This is a genomic window from Streptomyces sp. NPDC018026, from assembly GCF_044327745.1.
GTDB lineage: Bacteria > Actinomycetota > Actinomycetes > Streptomycetales > Streptomycetaceae > Streptomyces > Streptomyces rubrogriseus.
The window spans coordinates 110,084-125,505 of record NZ_JBIRFY010000013.1; the positions used below are offsets into that span (position 1 = coordinate 110,084).

The 15,422-nt window shown below is 71.9% G+C and carries 14 protein-coding genes and 1 riboswitch; of the genes, 8 read left to right on the forward strand and 6 right to left on the reverse strand.

The genetic code is table 11. The features are described 5' to 3' along the window. Positions 1–165 precede the first annotated feature (165 nt). The 8 genes from pyrH (at position 166) to ACH4D3_RS31910 (ending at position 8,980) form a co-directional block, all read left to right on the forward strand. A complete protein-coding gene (gene pyrH / locus ACH4D3_RS31875; protein ID WP_054100839.1) occupies positions 166–924 on the forward strand; it encodes a UMP kinase in 759 nt (252 codons plus the stop codon). Between the two features lie 178 nt (positions 925–1,102). Continuing rightward, positions 1,103–1,660: a ribosome recycling factor gene (frr, locus tag ACH4D3_RS31880; protein ID WP_059300879.1), complete on the forward strand. Its 558-nt coding sequence runs from the start codon at positions 1,103–1,105 to the stop codon at positions 1,658–1,660. Next, positions 1,660–2,808 (forward strand): phosphatidate cytidylyltransferase, encoded by a 1,149-nt coding sequence (locus tag ACH4D3_RS31885; protein WP_398329287.1) that lies wholly within the window; start codon positions 1,660–1,662, stop codon positions 2,806–2,808. Before frr ends, ACH4D3_RS31885 begins: the two co-directional genes overlap by 1 nt. A gap of 157 nt (positions 2,809–2,965) precedes the next feature. After that, complete coding sequence (gene rlmN / locus ACH4D3_RS31890; RefSeq protein WP_398329290.1) at positions 2,966–4,096, forward strand: 23S rRNA (adenine(2503)-C(2))-methyltransferase RlmN; 1,131 nt, start codon at positions 2,966–2,968, stop codon at positions 4,094–4,096. A 68-nt stretch (positions 4,097–4,164) separates the two neighbouring features. Further along, a riboswitch (TPP riboswitch) is annotated at positions 4,165–4,270 on the forward strand. A 79-nt stretch (positions 4,271–4,349) separates the two neighbouring features. Then, positions 4,350–5,444 carry a thiamine ABC transporter substrate binding subunit gene (locus ACH4D3_RS31895; protein ID WP_398329293.1) on the forward strand — a complete coding sequence of 365 codons (1,095 nt, stop codon included), beginning with the start codon at positions 4,350–4,352 and terminating at the stop codon, positions 5,442–5,444. Next, positions 5,420–7,105 carry an ABC transporter permease gene (locus ACH4D3_RS31900; protein ID WP_398329296.1) on the forward strand — a complete coding sequence of 562 codons (1,686 nt, stop codon included), beginning with the start codon at positions 5,420–5,422 and terminating at the stop codon, positions 7,103–7,105. The genes ACH4D3_RS31895 and ACH4D3_RS31900 overlap by 25 nt, the downstream gene beginning before the upstream one ends. 2 nt (positions 7,106–7,107) lie before the next feature. Beyond that, the gene (locus ACH4D3_RS31905) at positions 7,108–8,136 is read left to right on the forward strand and encodes an ABC transporter ATP-binding protein (RefSeq protein WP_398329299.1); all 1,029 of its coding nucleotides are present in this window, start codon (positions 7,108–7,110) and stop codon (positions 8,134–8,136) included. 43 nt (positions 8,137–8,179) lie between these two features. Beyond that, a complete protein-coding gene (locus tag ACH4D3_RS31910; RefSeq protein WP_398329302.1) occupies positions 8,180–8,980 on the forward strand; it encodes a maleylpyruvate isomerase family mycothiol-dependent enzyme in 801 nt (266 codons plus the stop codon). A 60-nt stretch (positions 8,981–9,040) separates the two neighbouring features. Here the strand turns inward: ACH4D3_RS31910 and ACH4D3_RS31915 are convergent, their stop codons facing one another. The 6 genes from ACH4D3_RS31915 to ACH4D3_RS31940 form a co-directional block, all read right to left on the reverse strand. After that, positions 9,041–9,745 (reverse strand): LAETG motif-containing sortase-dependent surface protein, encoded by a 705-nt coding sequence (locus ACH4D3_RS31915; protein WP_398329305.1) that lies wholly within the window; start codon positions 9,743–9,745, stop codon positions 9,041–9,043. A gap of 156 nt (positions 9,746–9,901) precedes the next feature. Further along, positions 9,902–11,092: an LOG family protein gene (locus ACH4D3_RS31920; RefSeq protein ID WP_398329308.1), complete on the reverse strand. Its 1,191-nt coding sequence runs from the start codon at positions 11,090–11,092 to the stop codon at positions 9,902–9,904. Between the two features lie 26 nt (positions 11,093–11,118). Beyond that, positions 11,119–11,526, reverse strand: a complete 408-nt coding sequence (locus tag ACH4D3_RS31925) for a VOC family protein (RefSeq protein ID WP_398329310.1) — start codon at positions 11,524–11,526, stop codon at positions 11,119–11,121. Between the two features lie 130 nt (positions 11,527–11,656). After that, positions 11,657–13,096, reverse strand: coding sequence for a hypothetical protein (locus tag ACH4D3_RS31930; RefSeq protein WP_398329313.1), 1,440 nt, complete (start codon positions 13,094–13,096; stop codon positions 11,657–11,659). Continuing rightward, the gene (locus ACH4D3_RS31935; protein ID WP_398329316.1) at positions 13,078–13,854 is read right to left on the reverse strand and encodes an ABC transporter ATP-binding protein; all 777 of its coding nucleotides are present in this window, start codon (positions 13,852–13,854) and stop codon (positions 13,078–13,080) included. The genes ACH4D3_RS31930 and ACH4D3_RS31935 overlap by 19 nt, the downstream gene beginning before the upstream one ends. A gap of 193 nt (positions 13,855–14,047) precedes the next feature. Beyond that, positions 14,048–15,421, reverse strand: coding sequence for an aspartate aminotransferase family protein (locus ACH4D3_RS31940; RefSeq protein ID WP_398329319.1), 1,374 nt, complete (start codon positions 15,419–15,421; stop codon positions 14,048–14,050). Position 15,422: the final 1 nt, after the last annotated feature.

A 15,422-nucleotide genomic window follows, 5' to 3' on the forward strand; every position in this document is an offset into this window, starting at 1 on the left:
CAAGTCGTCGGCGCCGTACGCGCATGCCGTGGCGCACGCGCGCGTGGCGGCGGACGACAGCAGATCTGACGAGGAGGCCATTGCCGCGTATGGGATGCGAAACACGCCCCCACCGGCAGTGGCCTTCTTCGTGTGTGTGACCCACGTAAAAGAGGCGAGATCTCCATGACCACCAAGGCCGAGAAGAGCGACGACGGCAAAGTGAGCGGCCGCTTCATGCTGAAGCTGTCCGGAGAGGCGTTCTCCGGCGGTGGGGGCCTGGGCGTCGACCCCGACGTGGTGCACGCCATCGCCCGCGAGATCGCGGCCGTCGTCCGCGACGGCGCGCAGATCGCGATCGTCATCGGCGGCGGCAACTTCTTCCGCGGCGCCGAGCTGCAGGTGCGCGGCATGGACCGCGCCCGCTCCGACTACATGGGCATGCTCGGCACCGTGATGAACTGCCTGGCCCTCCAGGACTTCCTGGAGAAGGAGGGCGTCGACTGCCGCGTGCAGACCGCCATCACCATGGGCCAGGTCGCCGAGCCCTACATCCCGCTGCGCGCGGTGCGCCACCTGGAGAAGGGCCGTGTGGTCATCTTCGGCGCCGGTATGGGCATGCCCTACTTCTCCACCGACACCACCGCCGCCCAGCGCGCCCTGGAGATCGACGCCGAGGCGCTGCTCATGGGCAAGAACGGCGTGGACGGGGTCTACGACTCCGACCCGAAGACCAACCCGGACGCCGTGAAGTTCGACGCGCTCGGGTACGGCGAGGTCATCACCCGGGACCTGAAGGTCGCCGACGCCACGGCCGTCACGCTCTGCCGCGACAACAGCCTCCCGATCGTGGTCTTCGAGCTGTTGAAGGAGGGCAATATCGCCCGCGCCGTCAAGGGTGAGAAGATCGGCACGCTTGTGGGTGACCAGGGCAGCCGGGACTGACCGGAGAACACCCCCTGTCCGCGGACGCCACCTGTCCGGGGGACGGACGGGACGGGGCCGGACCGGGGGATGGACAATGTCCCGACGGTCGGGAACCGTGCAGGAAGAACGCGACGCAGCCGGCCGCCGCCCCCAGGGAACCGCAGCCGGGCCTACTCAAGACACGCAGGAGCAAGTGGTGATCGAAGAGACCCTCCTCGAGGCCGAGGAGAAGATGGAGAAGGCCGTCGTGGTCGCCAAGGAGGACTTCGCCGCGATCCGCACCGGCCGTGCGCACCCGGCGATGTTCAACAAGATCGTGGCCGACTACTACGGCGCGCCGACGCCGATCAACCAGCTGGCCTCGTTCTCCGTGCCCGAGCCGCGCATGGCCGTGGTGACCCCCTTCGACAAGACGGCCCTGCGCAACATCGAGCAGGCGATCCGCGACTCCGACCTGGGCGTCAACCCGAGCAACGACGGCAACATCATCCGGGTGGTGTTCCCCGAGCTGACCGAGGAGCGCCGCCGCGAGTACATCAAGGTCGCCAAGAGCAAGGGCGAGGACGCCAAGGTCTCGATCCGCTCCGTGCGCCGCAAGGCCAAGGACGCCATCGACAAGATGGTCAAGGACGGCGAGGTCGGCGAGGACGAGGGCCGCCGTGCGGAGAAGGAGCTCGACGACACCACCGCCAAGTACGTCGCACAGGTGGACGAGCTCCTGAAGCACAAGGAAGCGGAGCTGCTCGAGGTCTGATGAACGACTCTTCCTGGGGAGCGCCGCCACAAGCCGGGTGCTGGGGGCCGTCCGACCAGGGACCCGTCCAGGGCGCCGGCCCGGCGGGTCCCGCGTACGATGCGCACTACGCGCAGCAGACTCGCCCCATGCCCATCGTGCCCGACGTACCCGAACACGGCGGAGACCAGGACGACGACCAGGGGACCGCTCGGCTGAGCGGTCCCCTGTTCCGGGACGAGCCGTTCCACGACCAGAACCCGTCGGCGCAGCCGTACGCGGCGGTGCCGCAGAATCCGGAGCCCATGCCCGACGCCCCGCAGCCGGCGCAGTCCCAGCCGCCGCCGCAGAAGAAGAGCGCGGGGCGTGACCTGGGCGCGGCGATAGGGGTCGGCGTCGGCCTCGGCGTGGTGATCGTCGCGTCGCTGTTCGTCGTCAAGGCGGTCTTCGTCGGTGTGATCGCGGTCGCCGTCGTGGTGGGGCTGTGGGAGCTGACCAAGCGGCTGGAGGAGCGCAAGGGCATCAAGGCGTCCCTCGTACCCCTCGCGATCGGCGGCGCCGCGATGGTCGTCGCCGGTTACGCACGCGGCGCCGAGGGCGCGTGGGTGGCCATGGCCCTCACCGCGCTCGCGGTCCTGGTCTGGCGGATGACGGAGCCGCCGGAGGGTTACCTCAAGGACGTCACGGCAGGCCTCTTCGCCGCGTTCTACGTGCCGTTCCTGGCCACGTTCGTCGCCATGATGCTGGCGGCCGACGACGGCGCCTGGCGCGTCCTGGTCTTCCTGATACTGACGGTCGTCAGCGACACCGGGGCCTACGCCGTCGGCTGGCGCTTCGGCAAGAAGAAGCTCGCCCCGCGCATCAGCCCCGGCAAGACCCGCGAGGGCCTGCTGGGAGCGGTCGCGTTCGCGATGGTGGCGGGTGCGCTGTGCATGCAGTTCCTGATCGACGACGGCACCTGGTGGCAGGGCCTGCTGCTCGGCCTCGTGGTCGCCGTCAGCGCCACCCTGGGCGACCTCGGCGAGTCCATGATCAAGCGAGACCTCGGCATCAAGGACATGGGCACCCTCCTGCCGGGCCACGGCGGCATCATGGACCGGCTGGACTCCCTCCTCCCGACGGCGCCGGTGGTGTGGCTGCTGCTGGTGATCTTCGTCGGGGTGGGTTGACAGTCATCCGGTAGCATGGAAAGGGCCTGCGGCGTCTGCCGCGGGCCCTTCCGTGTGTCCCCGCCGACGCGGGGGTGTCCCAGTGAGGTCTCCTGGCTTCGGCACGGCCCTGCCGTTGTCCCCGCAGAAAGCGGGGGGTTGCCACAGGCCCGCCGTCATGAGGAGTTGTCCGACCGTGGCCCGTCCAGCCCCCGGTGAGCTCACCTTTGCCGCACCCCGCGGAGCGAAGCGGCCGCCGCGGCACCTTGCCGATCTCACGCCTGCCGAGCGCAAGGAGGCTGTCGCCGCGATCGGTGAGAAGCCGTTCCGCGCGAAGCAGCTCTCGCAGCACTACTTCGCGCGGTACGCGCACGACCCCGAGCAGTGGACCGACATCCCCGCCGGTTCGCGCGAGGGGCTGCGGGAAGCGCTGCTGCCCGAGCTGATGACGGTCGTGCGGCATCTGTCGACCGACCAGGGGACCACGCGCAAGACGCTGTGGAAGCTGTTCGACGGGACGCTCGTCGAGTCGGTGCTCATGCGCTACCCGGACCGGGTGACCATGTGCATCAGCTCCCAGGCGGGCTGCGGGATGAACTGCCCGTTCTGCGCCACCGGCCAGGCCGGCCTGGACCGCAACCTGTCGACCGCCGAGATCGTGCACCAGATCGTGGACGGCATGCGGGCGCTCAGGGACGGCGAGGTCCCGGGAGGCCCCGCCCGGCTCAGCAACATCGTGTTCATGGGCATGGGCGAGCCCCTCGCCAACTACAACCGCGTCGTCGGCTCCATCCGCCGGCTCACCGACCCCGAGCCCGACGGGCTGGGACTCTCCCAGCGCGGCATCACCGTCTCCACGGTCGGTCTCGTCCCGGCGATCCACCGCTTCACCGGCGAGGGCTTCAAGTGCCGCCTCGCCATCTCGCTGCACGCCCCCGACGACGAGCTGCGCGACACCCTCGTCCCCGTCAACACGCGGTGGAAGGTGCGCGAGGTGCTGGACGCCGGGTTCGAGTACGCGGCGAAGTCCGGGCGCCGGCTGTCCATCGAGTACGCCCTGATCCGCGACATCAACGACCAGGCCTGGCGCGGCGACCGGCTCGGGCGGCTGCTCAAGGGCAGGCCCGTGCACGTCAACCTGATCCCGCTCAACCCGACGCCCGGCTCCAAGTGGACCGCGTCCCGGCCCGAGGACGAGAAGGCGTTCGTGGAGGCCATCGCGGCGCACGGTGTGCCGGTGACGATCCGGGACACCCGTGGGCAGGAGATCGACGGGGCGTGTGGTCAGCTCGCCGCGAGCGAGCGGTAACCTGACCGGCGGAAGTATCAGTAGTACATCCAGCACGCCCAGTACATCGTCATAGTCGTCACATCTTCATATTCCGACAGGGGAGCGCCACAGCGCTGAGAGTGCGGCACCGGCCGCAGACCCTCCGAACCTGGCCCAGGTCATTCTGGGTAGGGAGATCGGTCACCACTCGAGCTGTTGCGCCCTGCCCGGGACCCTCGCCAGGGGTCCCGGGCGGGGCCGCGTCTTCTCCTGGTCACCCAGGAGGAATTCAGTGAGCATCACCAAGAAGGTCAGTGTCCTGGCCGTCGGGCTCGGCATGGTCGGCACGCTGGCCGCCTGCGGATCGTCGTCCGACGACGGCGGCGACGGCAGCGGCTCCGGCGGCTCCAAGACCGTGACTCTGGTCAGCCACGACTCGTGGGCCGCGTCCAAGGACGTCATCGCCGCCTTCGAGAAGGAATCCGGCTACAAGGTCAAGGTCCTGGAGGACGGCGACGCGGGCCAGGCCGTCAACAAGGCCGTCCTCACCAAGGACAACCCGCAGGGCGACGTCTTCTTCGGCGTCGACAACACCCTGCTCTCCCGCGCCCTCGACAACGGCCTGTTCCAGCCGTACGAGGCCAAGGGGGCCGACCTCGTCCGGCCCGAGTACCGGGCCGACCAGGACAAGCACCGGGTCACGCCCGTCGACACCGGCGACATCTGCGTCAACTACGACAAGGCGTACTTCGACCGGCACGGGCTGACCCCGCCCAAGTCCTTCGACGACCTGGTCGAGCCCGAGTACAAGGACCTGCTCGTCACCGAGAACGCGGGCAGCTCCTCGCCCGGCCTCGGCTTCCTTCTCGGCACCGCCGCCCAGTACGGAGACGACGGCTGGGAGGGCTACTGGAAGAAGCTCAAGGCGAACGGCGTCAAGGTCGTGGACAGCTGGGAGCAGGCGTACAACGAGGAGTTCTCCGGTTCGGCCGGCGGCAAGAAGGCCAAGGGCGACCGTCCGCTCGTCGTGTCCTACGCCTCCTCCCCGCCCGTCGAGGTCGTCTACGCCGACCCGCAGCCGGACACCGCCCCCACGGGCGTCGCCGACGGCACCTGCTTCCGGCAGGTCGAGTACGCGGGTCTGCTCAGCAACGCGAAGAACCCCGAGGGCGGCAAGGCCCTCCTCGACTTCCTGCTGAGCAAGTCCTTCCAGGAGGACATGCCGCTGAACATGTTCGTCTACCCGGTGCGGGAGGGCGCGCGGGTCCCCGAGGTGTTCTCGAAGTTCGGGCCGCAGGCGAAGGACCCGCAGACCCTCGACCCGGCGAAGATCGCCGACAACCGCGACCAGTGGGTCAAGTCGTGGACCTCGCTCGTACTGAAGTGAGCCGGGAGGGCAGGAAGGCGGCGCGGACCGCCCGCGGGAGCGCGGCCCGGCTCGGCCTGATGGCCGTGCCCGTCGCGTTCTTCGCGGTGTTCTTCGCCTACCCCGTCGCCGCCATCGTGGCCCGCGGACTGAAGGTCGACGGGGTCTGGCAGCTCGGGCGGATCGGGGACGTGCTCGCACAGTCGGACGTGCGGCACGTGCTGTGGTTCACCACCTGGCAGGCCCTGGCGTCCACCGGGCTCACGCTGCTCGTCGCGCTGCCCGGCGCGTACGTCTTCGCCCGCTTCGACTTCCCCGGCAAGCAGGTCCTGCGGGCCGTGGTGACCGTGCCGTTCGTGCTGCCGACGGTCGTCGTCGGTACGGCGTTCCTGGCGCTGGTCGGGCGCGGCGGGCTGCTCGACGAGCTGTGGGGCCTGCGCCTGGACACCACGGTGTGGGCGATCCTGCTCGCGCACGTCTTCTTCAACTACGCCGTCGTCGTCCGCACCGTCGGCGGACTGTGGGCGCAGCTCGACCCGCGGCAGGAGGAGGCCGCGCGGATGCTCGGGGCCTCCCGGCTGCGGGCCTGGCGGCAGGTCACACTGCCCGCGCTGGCACCCGCCGTGGCCGCCGCCGCGCTGATGGTCTTCCTGTTCACCTTCACCTCCTTCGGAGTCGTCCAGATCCTCGGCGGGCCCACCTTCTCCACCCTGGAGGTGGAGATCTACCGCCAGACCTCGCAGGTCTTCGACCTGTCCACGGCCGCCGTCCTGACGCTGATCCAGTTCGCGGCGGTCGTCGCCGTCCTCGCCGTGCACGCCTGGACGGTGCGGCGGCGGGAGACGGCGCTGCGGCTCGTGGACGCGGCCACGACCGCGCGCCGGCCGCGCGGAGCCGGGCAGTGGGCGCTGCTCGCCGGCGTCCTGGGCGTCATCGCCGTCCTGCTGGTGCTGCCGCTGGCGGTACTGGTCCAGCGGTCGCTGGGGGCGTCCGGCTTCGGCTACTACCGGGCGCTGACCCGCGAGGACGGCGGCGCCTTCCTCGTCCCGCCGATCGAGGCGATCGGCAACTCCCTCCAGTACGCCGTCGCCGCCACCGCCATCGCCGTGGTGATCGGCGCGCTGGCCGCGACCGCGCTCACCCGGCGCGACGCGGGCCGTTTCGTGCGCGGGTTCGACGCGCTGCTGATGCTGCCGCTCGGGGTGTCGGCCGTGACGGTCGGCTTCGGGTTCCTGATCGCGCTGGACGAACCGCCGCTGGACCTCAGGTCCTCCTGGATCCTGGTGCCGCTCGCGCAGGCGCTGGTGGGCGTCCCGTTCGTCGTACGGACCATGCTGCCGGTGCTGCGGGCGGTGGACGGACAGCTGCGGGAGGCGGCCGCGGTGCTGGGCGCGTCGCCGTGGCGGGTGTGGCGCGAGGTGGACCTGCCGATGGTGCGGCGGGCGCTGCTGGTGGCGGCCGGGTTCGCCTTCGCGGTGTCGCTGGGGGAGTTCGGCGCGACCGTGTTCATCGCACGGCCCGACAACCCGACGCTGCCGGTCGCCGTGGCGCGCCTGCTGGGCCGGCCCGGGGACATGAACTACGGCCAGGCGATGGCCCTTTCGACGATTCTGATGCTGGTGTGCGCGGTGGCCCTGGTGGTGCTGGAGCGGCTGCGGACCGACCGGAGCGGGGAGTTCTAGACATGCCGCCCAGCCTGTTGAGCCTGGAAGGCGCGACCGTCCGCTTCGGCGGGCGGGCCGTGCTCGACGACGTCGGCCTGGGGGTCGCCGAGCACGAGGTGGTGTGCGTGCTCGGGCCCAGCGGCAGCGGCAAGTCGACGCTGCTGCGGGCGGTCGCCGGGCTCCAGCCGCTGGATGCCGGGCGGGTGACGCTGGACGGGCGGGACCAGTCCGGGGTGCCCGCGCACAAGCGCGAGCTCGGGCTGATGTTCCAGGACCACCAGCTGTTCCCGCAGCGCGACGTGGCCGGGAACATCGCCTTCGGGCCGCGGATGCGCGGCGCGTCCCGGGCCGATCAGCGGGTCCGGGTGGAGGAGTTGCTGGAACTGGTCGGGCTGCCGGGCGCCGCCCGCCGGTCCGTCGCCGCGCTCTCCGGCGGGGAGCAGCAGCGGGTGGCACTGGCCCGCGCGCTCGCGCCCCGGCCCCGGCTGCTGATGCTGGACGAGCCGCTCGGCCAGCTGGACCGCTCGCTGCGGGAGCGCCTCGTGGTCGAACTGCGGGAGCTGTTCGGGCGGTTGGGCACCACCGTGCTGGCCGTGACGCACGACCAGGGCGAGGCGTTCGCGCTCGCCGACCGGGTCGTGGTGATGCGGGACGGGCGGATCGCCCAGTCGGGAACGCCCCTGGAGGTGTGGCAGCGGCCGGCGGACGCGTTCGTGGCCCGTTTCCTCGGCTTCGAGAACGTGGCCGAGGCGTCTGTCGCGGGACAGGCCGCGGACACCCCGTGGGGCAAGGTGCCGGTCCCCGAGGACGCCCCGCAGGGCGCGCGTACGGTGCTCGTGCGGCCGGCCGGCGTCCGTGTCGTCCCCGTCGACGAGGGCCTGCGCTGCACGGTCACGGCCCGCACCTTCCGCGGTACGCACGTCGCCGTGCACCTGAAGCCCGAGGACGCGCCCCGCCTGGAGGCGGCCTGCGCGCTGCGGGCGGCGCCGGAGGTCGGGGACGCGGTGGGGGTGGAGTTCGACGCGGCGGAAGTCGTCGTGCTTGGCTGATCATGTGGTCACCGGTGATCGTTCGTGCTCGTAGGGTGATCGCATGACACTCCTCGCACACGACCGGTACTGCGACGAAATCGTTCACCAGGTGGGCAGGCTCGGGGCCGTGGTCACCTCCGGTGCGGACCTGACCGCCACCGTGCCGACCTGCCCGGACTGGACCCTGGAGGACCTGGTGCGGCACGTGGGCCGGGCCCTGCGCTGGACCGGGCTGATCGTCGGCACCCGCGCCGAGCAGGACGTCCCGGTGGACCGCGCGCCGGGATCCGAGGGACCCGCGGTCCGCGGGGACGCGGCGGCGCTGGACGCGTGGCTGGCGGAGTCCGGCGAGGTGGTCGTCGGCGCGCTGCGGGAGGCCGGTCCGGACGCGCGGGCGTGGTCGTGGGCCGGTGTCGACACGGCGGGGTTCTGGGCGCGCCGGATGGCCCACGAACTCGTCGTCCACGGCGCGGACGCGGCCCTCGCGGCGGGCCTGCCCCACCAGGCGGTCGCACCCGAGGTGGCGGCCGACGCGATCGACGAGTGGCTGGACATCGTGCGGTTCGTGCAGCGGGCCCTGCCCGGCGCCGCGGCGAACGAACTGCGCGCCCCCGGCAGCAGCCTCCACCTGCACGCGACCGACGCTCCGGCCGGGCTGAACGCCGAGTGGCTGATCGAGCTTCCCGACGACGGCATCACCTGGCGCCGCGGGCACGAGAAGGCGACGGTGGCGCTGCGCGGCCCGCTCACCGACGTGCTGCTGGCCTTCTACGGCCGGCTTCCGCTGGACGCGCCGGGACTTGAGGTGCTCGGCGACCGCAAGCTGCTCGAACTCTGGCGGGAGAAGGCGACGTTCGGCTGACACGACGGTGGCCCGCCCCGGTACGGGACGGGCCACCGCCGTGAACGGTCGGCGCGGGCGTCAGCTGTTGCTGTTCGCTCCGCGACGGCGCAGGCCGAAGAAGACGGCGCCGCCACCGACGACGACCAGGGCCGCCGCGATACCGGCGATCATGCCGGTGTTGGAGTTGGCACCGGTCTCGGCGAGGTTGGAGTCACCGGCCGCCGGGGACGGGGCGTTGTCGTTCGGCACGGCCGCCGGGGCGGTGCTCTCCGGCTGCGACGGCGCGGGCGCCGACGTGGACGGCTCGGGCGCCGGGGACTCGGTCTCGTCCGACGGGGTCGAGGAGCTCTCCGACGGGGTCGGGGTCGGGGTGTCCTCGCTCTTGCAGGGGGTCGACGGGGTGGTGACGTCCGGCTGGATGTCCTCGTCGACGTACCTGTCGGCCTTCACGTGGATGCGGTACGTCGTGTTCGGCTGCCAGTCCACCGGGAAGGAGACGGTGGTGCCGTCCTTGGAGCCCTTGACCGTCTGCTGGCCGACCTGCTTGTCGCCGTCCTTGAGGTAGACGGTGACGGTGGCCGGGATGCCGGCGGGGTCCACGTCGGTGACGGTGATGACACCGTTGTCGCCGTCGCACTTGGCTTCGGCGGAGAACTCGCTGATGTCGCAGGCGAGGGCGTTGCCCGACGCGCTGAGCGCCAGGGCCGCGGAGGCGGCGACGACGCCGAGGGCGCGGACGCCGCGGCGGGATGCCGTGCGGCTGATTATGGACAGGACTGCCACGTTTGTCCTTTACGGGAGCGCGGATGCGGGGGGTGGAGAGGGTGCCGACGCTCGATGACACGGCATCAGCACACCCATGAGCCTCACTGGTCTATAAGCGGGCCGTAAGAAGTGTCAACGCATATGCCTGCCACGGCCGTTGACTTTGCCGTCTTATTAACCGCCGAGACGTTTCAGCGCATCGGGAGCCTCATCGATTCGGCCAACAAGAGCGATTCGGGACTCCATCGGCCGTCCCTTCGCGAGCGACTGCAGCAGCGGCCACGCGGGCAGCGTACGGGTCCAGTGCTCACGGTCCACGAGCACCATCGGCGTGGGTCCGCCGCGCGACTCGTAGTAGTTCGGCGTCGCGTTGTCGAAGATCTCCTGCAGGGTCCCGGCCGCTCCGGGCAGGAACACCACGCCCGCCGTGGACCGGGCCAGCAGACCGTCCTCGCGCGTGGCGTTGGCGAAGTACTTCGCGATGTGCCCGGCGAAGGCGTTGGGCGGCTCGTGGCCGTAGAACCAGGTCGGGATGCCGATCGAGGCACCGCCGCCGGGCCAGCGCTCCCGCACCTCGAACGCGGACCGGGCCCAGTCGGTGATCGACGGCGCGAACGACGGGACCTTGGCGAGCAGCATCAGGGCGTCGTCCAGCATCCCGTCGTCGAACGGGGCCGCGTACGCGCCGAGGTTCGCCGCCTCCATCGCGCCCGGACCGCCGCCCGTGGCCACTGTGAGCCCGGCGCGGGCCAGCTCACGGCCCAGGCGCGCGGCGCCCGCGTACTCCGCGGTGCCCCGGGCCATGGCGTGGCCGCCCATGACGCCCACCACCCGGACACCGGCGACGAGTTCGTCCAGCGCGTCCGACACGGCGTCGTCGTGGACGGCGCGCAGCATCGAGGCGAACACGTCACCGTCGGCCCTGGTCTGCTGGAACCAGTCGTAGGCGAGGGCGTCCGGTGTCGCCGCGTAGTCCTCGTCGAGGCGGGCGTAGAGCTCGTCGGGGGAGTAGAGGCGTCCCCGGTAGGGGTCGAAGGGCAGTCCCGGTATGGGCGGGAAGACCAGGGCGCCCGCGGCGCGCACCCTGGCCGCGGCGCCGGGGTCCATCGGGCAGCCGAGGAAGACGGCGCCCGTGGGATCGGCGGCCAGCAGGGCGTCCGTACGGTCCGTCAGGTCGACGGCCTGGACGCGGTGATGGGCGAGGGAGCCGGGCGAGGAGACGACGCGGTCGAACTCGTCGAGGCTCTCGATCTCCCGGTCGTGGGAAGCGTGGTGGGACTGGAACTGTGACAGTGACGGTGACGGTGACCCGTGCGGTGACCGGGCCTTGCGCTGGGCGGGTGTCTGATCGGATGTCGGATCCACCCGCCCATGCTAGGCACGCGTCCGGATCAGCCCTCGACCGCCGCCGGGTCCATCCACACGACCTCGAAGGTGTGGCCGTCGACGTCGTCGAAGGCCCGCCCGTACATGAAGCCGTGGTCCTGGGTCTCGCCGGAGACCGAGCCGCCGGCCGCGACCGCCTTGTCCACCAGCTCGTCGACCTTCTCGCGGCTCTCGGCGCTCAGTGCGATCAGCACCTCGCTGGTCTTCGTCGAGTCCGCGATCTCCTTCTTGGTGAACTCGCGGTACTTCTGCGGCGTGTGCACCATCACGACGATGGTGTCGCTCACCGGGAACGAGGCGGTGCTGTCGTCGCTGAACTGGGCGTTGAGCTCCCACCCCAGCCCGGTGAAGAACTTCTTGGCGGCGTCGAGGTCGTCGGTGGCCAGGTTCACGAAGATCATCTGCTGGTACATGGGGGCCTCTCCCGTCGGTGCGCCGCTGTCGCGGTGCGGTGCGTGTGCCGTGCCGTTCGAAGAGGTAGACGGGAGGCGGCCCCGGAACTCATCGCCGTCGCGCGGACTTTCTCGAAAAGATTTCCGCCGGTCAGTGGTCCAGCGGCAGCGCCGCCAGCACCGCGACGATCAGGACCAGGGGACCGAACAGGACGAGCAGGGCGGCGGCGCGTACCGCGGCGGCGGCCCGCAGGGTCGCCGGGGGCGCGCCGAGCCGCAGCAGGGCGTCCGTGGTGTCGGCCCGGGCGTGCCGGGCCTCGACGGCCGCGGTGAGCAGGGTGGCCACCGTGCAGCCGGCCACGAGGACGGCGCCCAGGGTGCCGAGCGGGCCGAAGGCGGGGCCGTCCCCGTCGTACACGGTCGTGGCCACGTAGGCCGCGGCGGCGACGGCGGCGACGACGCCGAGCGGGCGGCCGACGCGCTGCGACTCCTCCATGAGGACGCGGCCGGCCAGGAGGCGCAGGGCGCCGGGGCGGGCGGCCTGGAGCAGGCGGCCGCACAGGTGGGTGAGGCCGGGGCCGGCCAGGGCGAGGCCCAGGGCGGTGAGGGCCCAGCCGATCAGGACGCCGGCGGAGGGGGCGGTGCCGGGGGCGGGGGCGGCGGCCGCGTTGCCGGTGTAGGTCTCGACGGTGAGGCCCGCGGTGAGTACGGCGATGCCCCAGGGGAGGGCGGTGGTGTTCTGGGGGCGGGGGGCCGGCTCGGGCGGGGTGGCGTCCGCCGGGGCCGGGGCCGGGGCCGGGGGAGCGGCGTCCAGCGTCTGCGTGGCGACGTCCGTCGGAGCCGGGGGGTGGGGATCACTCGCCTGCGCTTGCAGGGCGCCGCCTGCGCCCACCCTCCCCCACTCTCGGCTTCGCTCGAGCGGGGGGACCCCCATCGCCCCAGCGGCACGACTGCCCGCAGTCACCGCGACGCGGGCGCCGAAGCGGCCGTAGGCGCCGAAGGTTTCGCGGGCCTTGCCCAAGCCGTACGCGCCGAAGCGGCCGTAACCCCGGGGGGCGGCCGCCGCGGTGGGCCGGGGATCGCGGGGCCGCAGCGTGTGGGCCACGGCCGCCGAGGCGAGGGCCGGTACGAGGACCAGCAGGGTCAGGACGGCCGGGGCGGGGAGGGACTGGCCGACGGCCAGGGCGTCGGCCGCCACGAGGTCGGAGGGCGGGCGGCCGGTCAGGCTGCCGCGCAGGTACAGGAAGGCGAGCAGGGCCGCCACCGACCCGAGCGCGGCGGACAGGGCCGTGGTCGTCGCCGAGACGGCCATCAGCCGGCCCGGCCCCAGGCCGATCGCGGACAGCCCCGAGCGGGGCCGGGTGCCGGGATCGGTGCGGGCCACGGCGACCGCGAGGTACACCGCGGCGGCCAGCGGCGCCGCGCACCAGGCCAGGCGGAGGGCGGAGGCGCCGGGCGCGTCGGGGTGGCCCAGCGCGTGGCCGAGGGCGCACAGCAGCAGGAAACCCGTGCCCGCCGAGGCCAGCGCGACCAGCAGGCGGCGCAGGTGGACGGCGAGGTGGGCGGTGCGGGTCAGGCGGAGAGCGAGCACGCCGCCCGGCCTTCCGTTCCGGGAGTCCCGGCGGCGCCCGTGGCCACCGTGGTCTCGGCGAGCGGCGGCAGGTGCACGGTCCGCACCCGTCGTCCGTCCAGGAGCGCCACCGCGCGGTCCGCCAGGGCGGCGGTCTGCGCGTCGTGCGTGGCGAGCAGGACGGTGATGCCGTGCGAGCGGGCCGCCGTGGTGAGCGTCCGCAGGACGTGGGCGCGGTCGGCGCGGTGCAGGGGGGCCGTCGGTTCGTCGGCGAAGAGCACCGCCGGGGTGACGGCGAGGGCGCGGGCGATGCAGACGCGCTGCCGCTCTGCCTGCTGGAGTTCGTGCGGGCGCCGGCGCGCCTTGCCGCCGACGTCGAGGCGGTCCAGCCATTCCAGGGCGGCGGTCTTGGCCCGGCGCCGGCCGGTGCCGCGCAGCATGAGGGGGAGCGCGGCGTTCTCCCAGGCGTTCAGCTCCGGGACGAGCGCCGGGGCGGGGTCGATCCAGCCGAAGCGGTCGCGGCGCAGCCGTTCGCGGCCGAGGGGACCCATGGTGTGCACCGGCACGCTGTTGAACCACACCTCGCCGTCCTGCGGTTTGACCAGTCCGGACAGGCACCGCAGCAGGGTGGTCTTGCCGCTGCCGCGCGGGCCGCTCACGGCGAGGATCTCGCCCTCGCGCACGCCGAGCGACACTCCTTGCAGCGCGGGGGAGCCGTCGTGGTGCTGGAAGTGCAGGGCGCGGGCCCAGAGCACGTCGTTGTCCGGCGGGGCCTCCATGGGCGTACACCTCGGTTCTGATCCGTATTTCCCCGGTCCTGTCCCCCTTCCGGGGGAACGAAGGCGGGGCCGATCGGTCACTGGGCACCGTAAGGAGTCGCCGCGGAGGAAGCCGGACAGCACGCGGCCCCGGGCCGCCGTTCTCACTCGAACGGACCGCTCCGGGGCCGGTGATGATCACCTCAAAGGATGATCAGAGCTTCGTCCACGCCTCCGTCAGCGTGGCCCGCAGGATCTGCTCGATCTCGTCGAAGGTCTCCTGGTTGGAGATCAGCGGCGGGGCGAGCTGGATGACCGGGTCGCCGCGGTCGTCGGCACGGCAGTACAGGCCGTTCTCGAAGAGCTTCTTGGAGAGGAAGCCGTACAGGACCCGCTCGGTCTCCTCCTCGTCGAAGGACTCCTTGGTGGTCTTGTCCTTGACCAGCTCGATGCCGTAGAAGAAGCCGTTGCCGCGTACGTCGCCGACGATCGGCAGGTCGTGCAGCTTCTCCAGGGTGGCGCGGAAGGCGCCCTCGTTGTCGAGCACGTGCTGGTTGAGGCCCTCGCGCTCGAAGAGGTCGAGGTTGGCGATGCCGACCGCGGCGGAGACCGGGTGGCCGCCGAAGGTGTAGCCGTGCAGGAAGGTGTTGTCGCCCTTGTAGAACGGCTCGGCCAGGCGGTCGGAGATGACGCAGGCGCCGATCGGGGAGTAGCCCGAGGTCATGCCCTTGGCGCAGGTGATCATGTCCGGGACGTAGCCGAACTTGTCGCAGGCGAAGGTGGTGCCGAGGCGGCCGAAGGCGCAGATGACCTCGTCCGAGACGAGCAGCACGTCGTACTGGTCGCAGATCTCGCGCACCCGCTGGAAGTAGCCGGGCGGGGGCGGGAAGCAGCCGCCCGCGTTCTGCACCGGCTCCAGGAAGACCGCGGCGACGGTCTCCGGGCCCTCGAAGAGGATCTGCTGCTCGATCTGGTCGGCGGCCCAGCGGCCGAAGGCCTCGGGGTCGTCGCCGAAGAGCGGGGCGCGGTAGATGTTGGTGTTCGGCACCTTGTGCGCGCCGGGGACCAGCGGCTCGAAGGGGGCCTTGAGGGCGGGCAGGCCGGTGATGGACAGGGCGCCCTGCGGGGTGCCGTGGTAGGCCACCGCGCGGGAGATGACCTTGTACTTGGTGGGCTTGCCGGTCAGCTTGAAGTACTGCTTGGCGAGCTTCCAGGCGGTCTCGACGGCCTCGCCGCCGCCGGTGGTGAAGAAGACCTTGTTGAGGTCGCCGGGGGCCTCGTTCGCCAGGCGCTCGGCCAGCTCGACGGCCTTGGGGTGGGCGTAGGACCACACCGGGAAGAAGGCGAGCTCCTGCGCCTGCTTCGAGGCGGTCTCCGCGAGCTCCTGGCGGCCGTGTCCGGCCTGGACCACGAACAGGCCGGCGAGACCGTCGAGGTAGCGCTTGCCCTTGTCGTCGTAGATGTGGGTGCCCTCACCGCGGACGATGGTGGGGACGGGGGCGTTCTCGTACGACGACATGCGGGTGAAGTGCATCCACAGGTGGTCGTACGCGGCCTTGCTGAGGTCCTTGGGGCTGTCGGTGCTCACG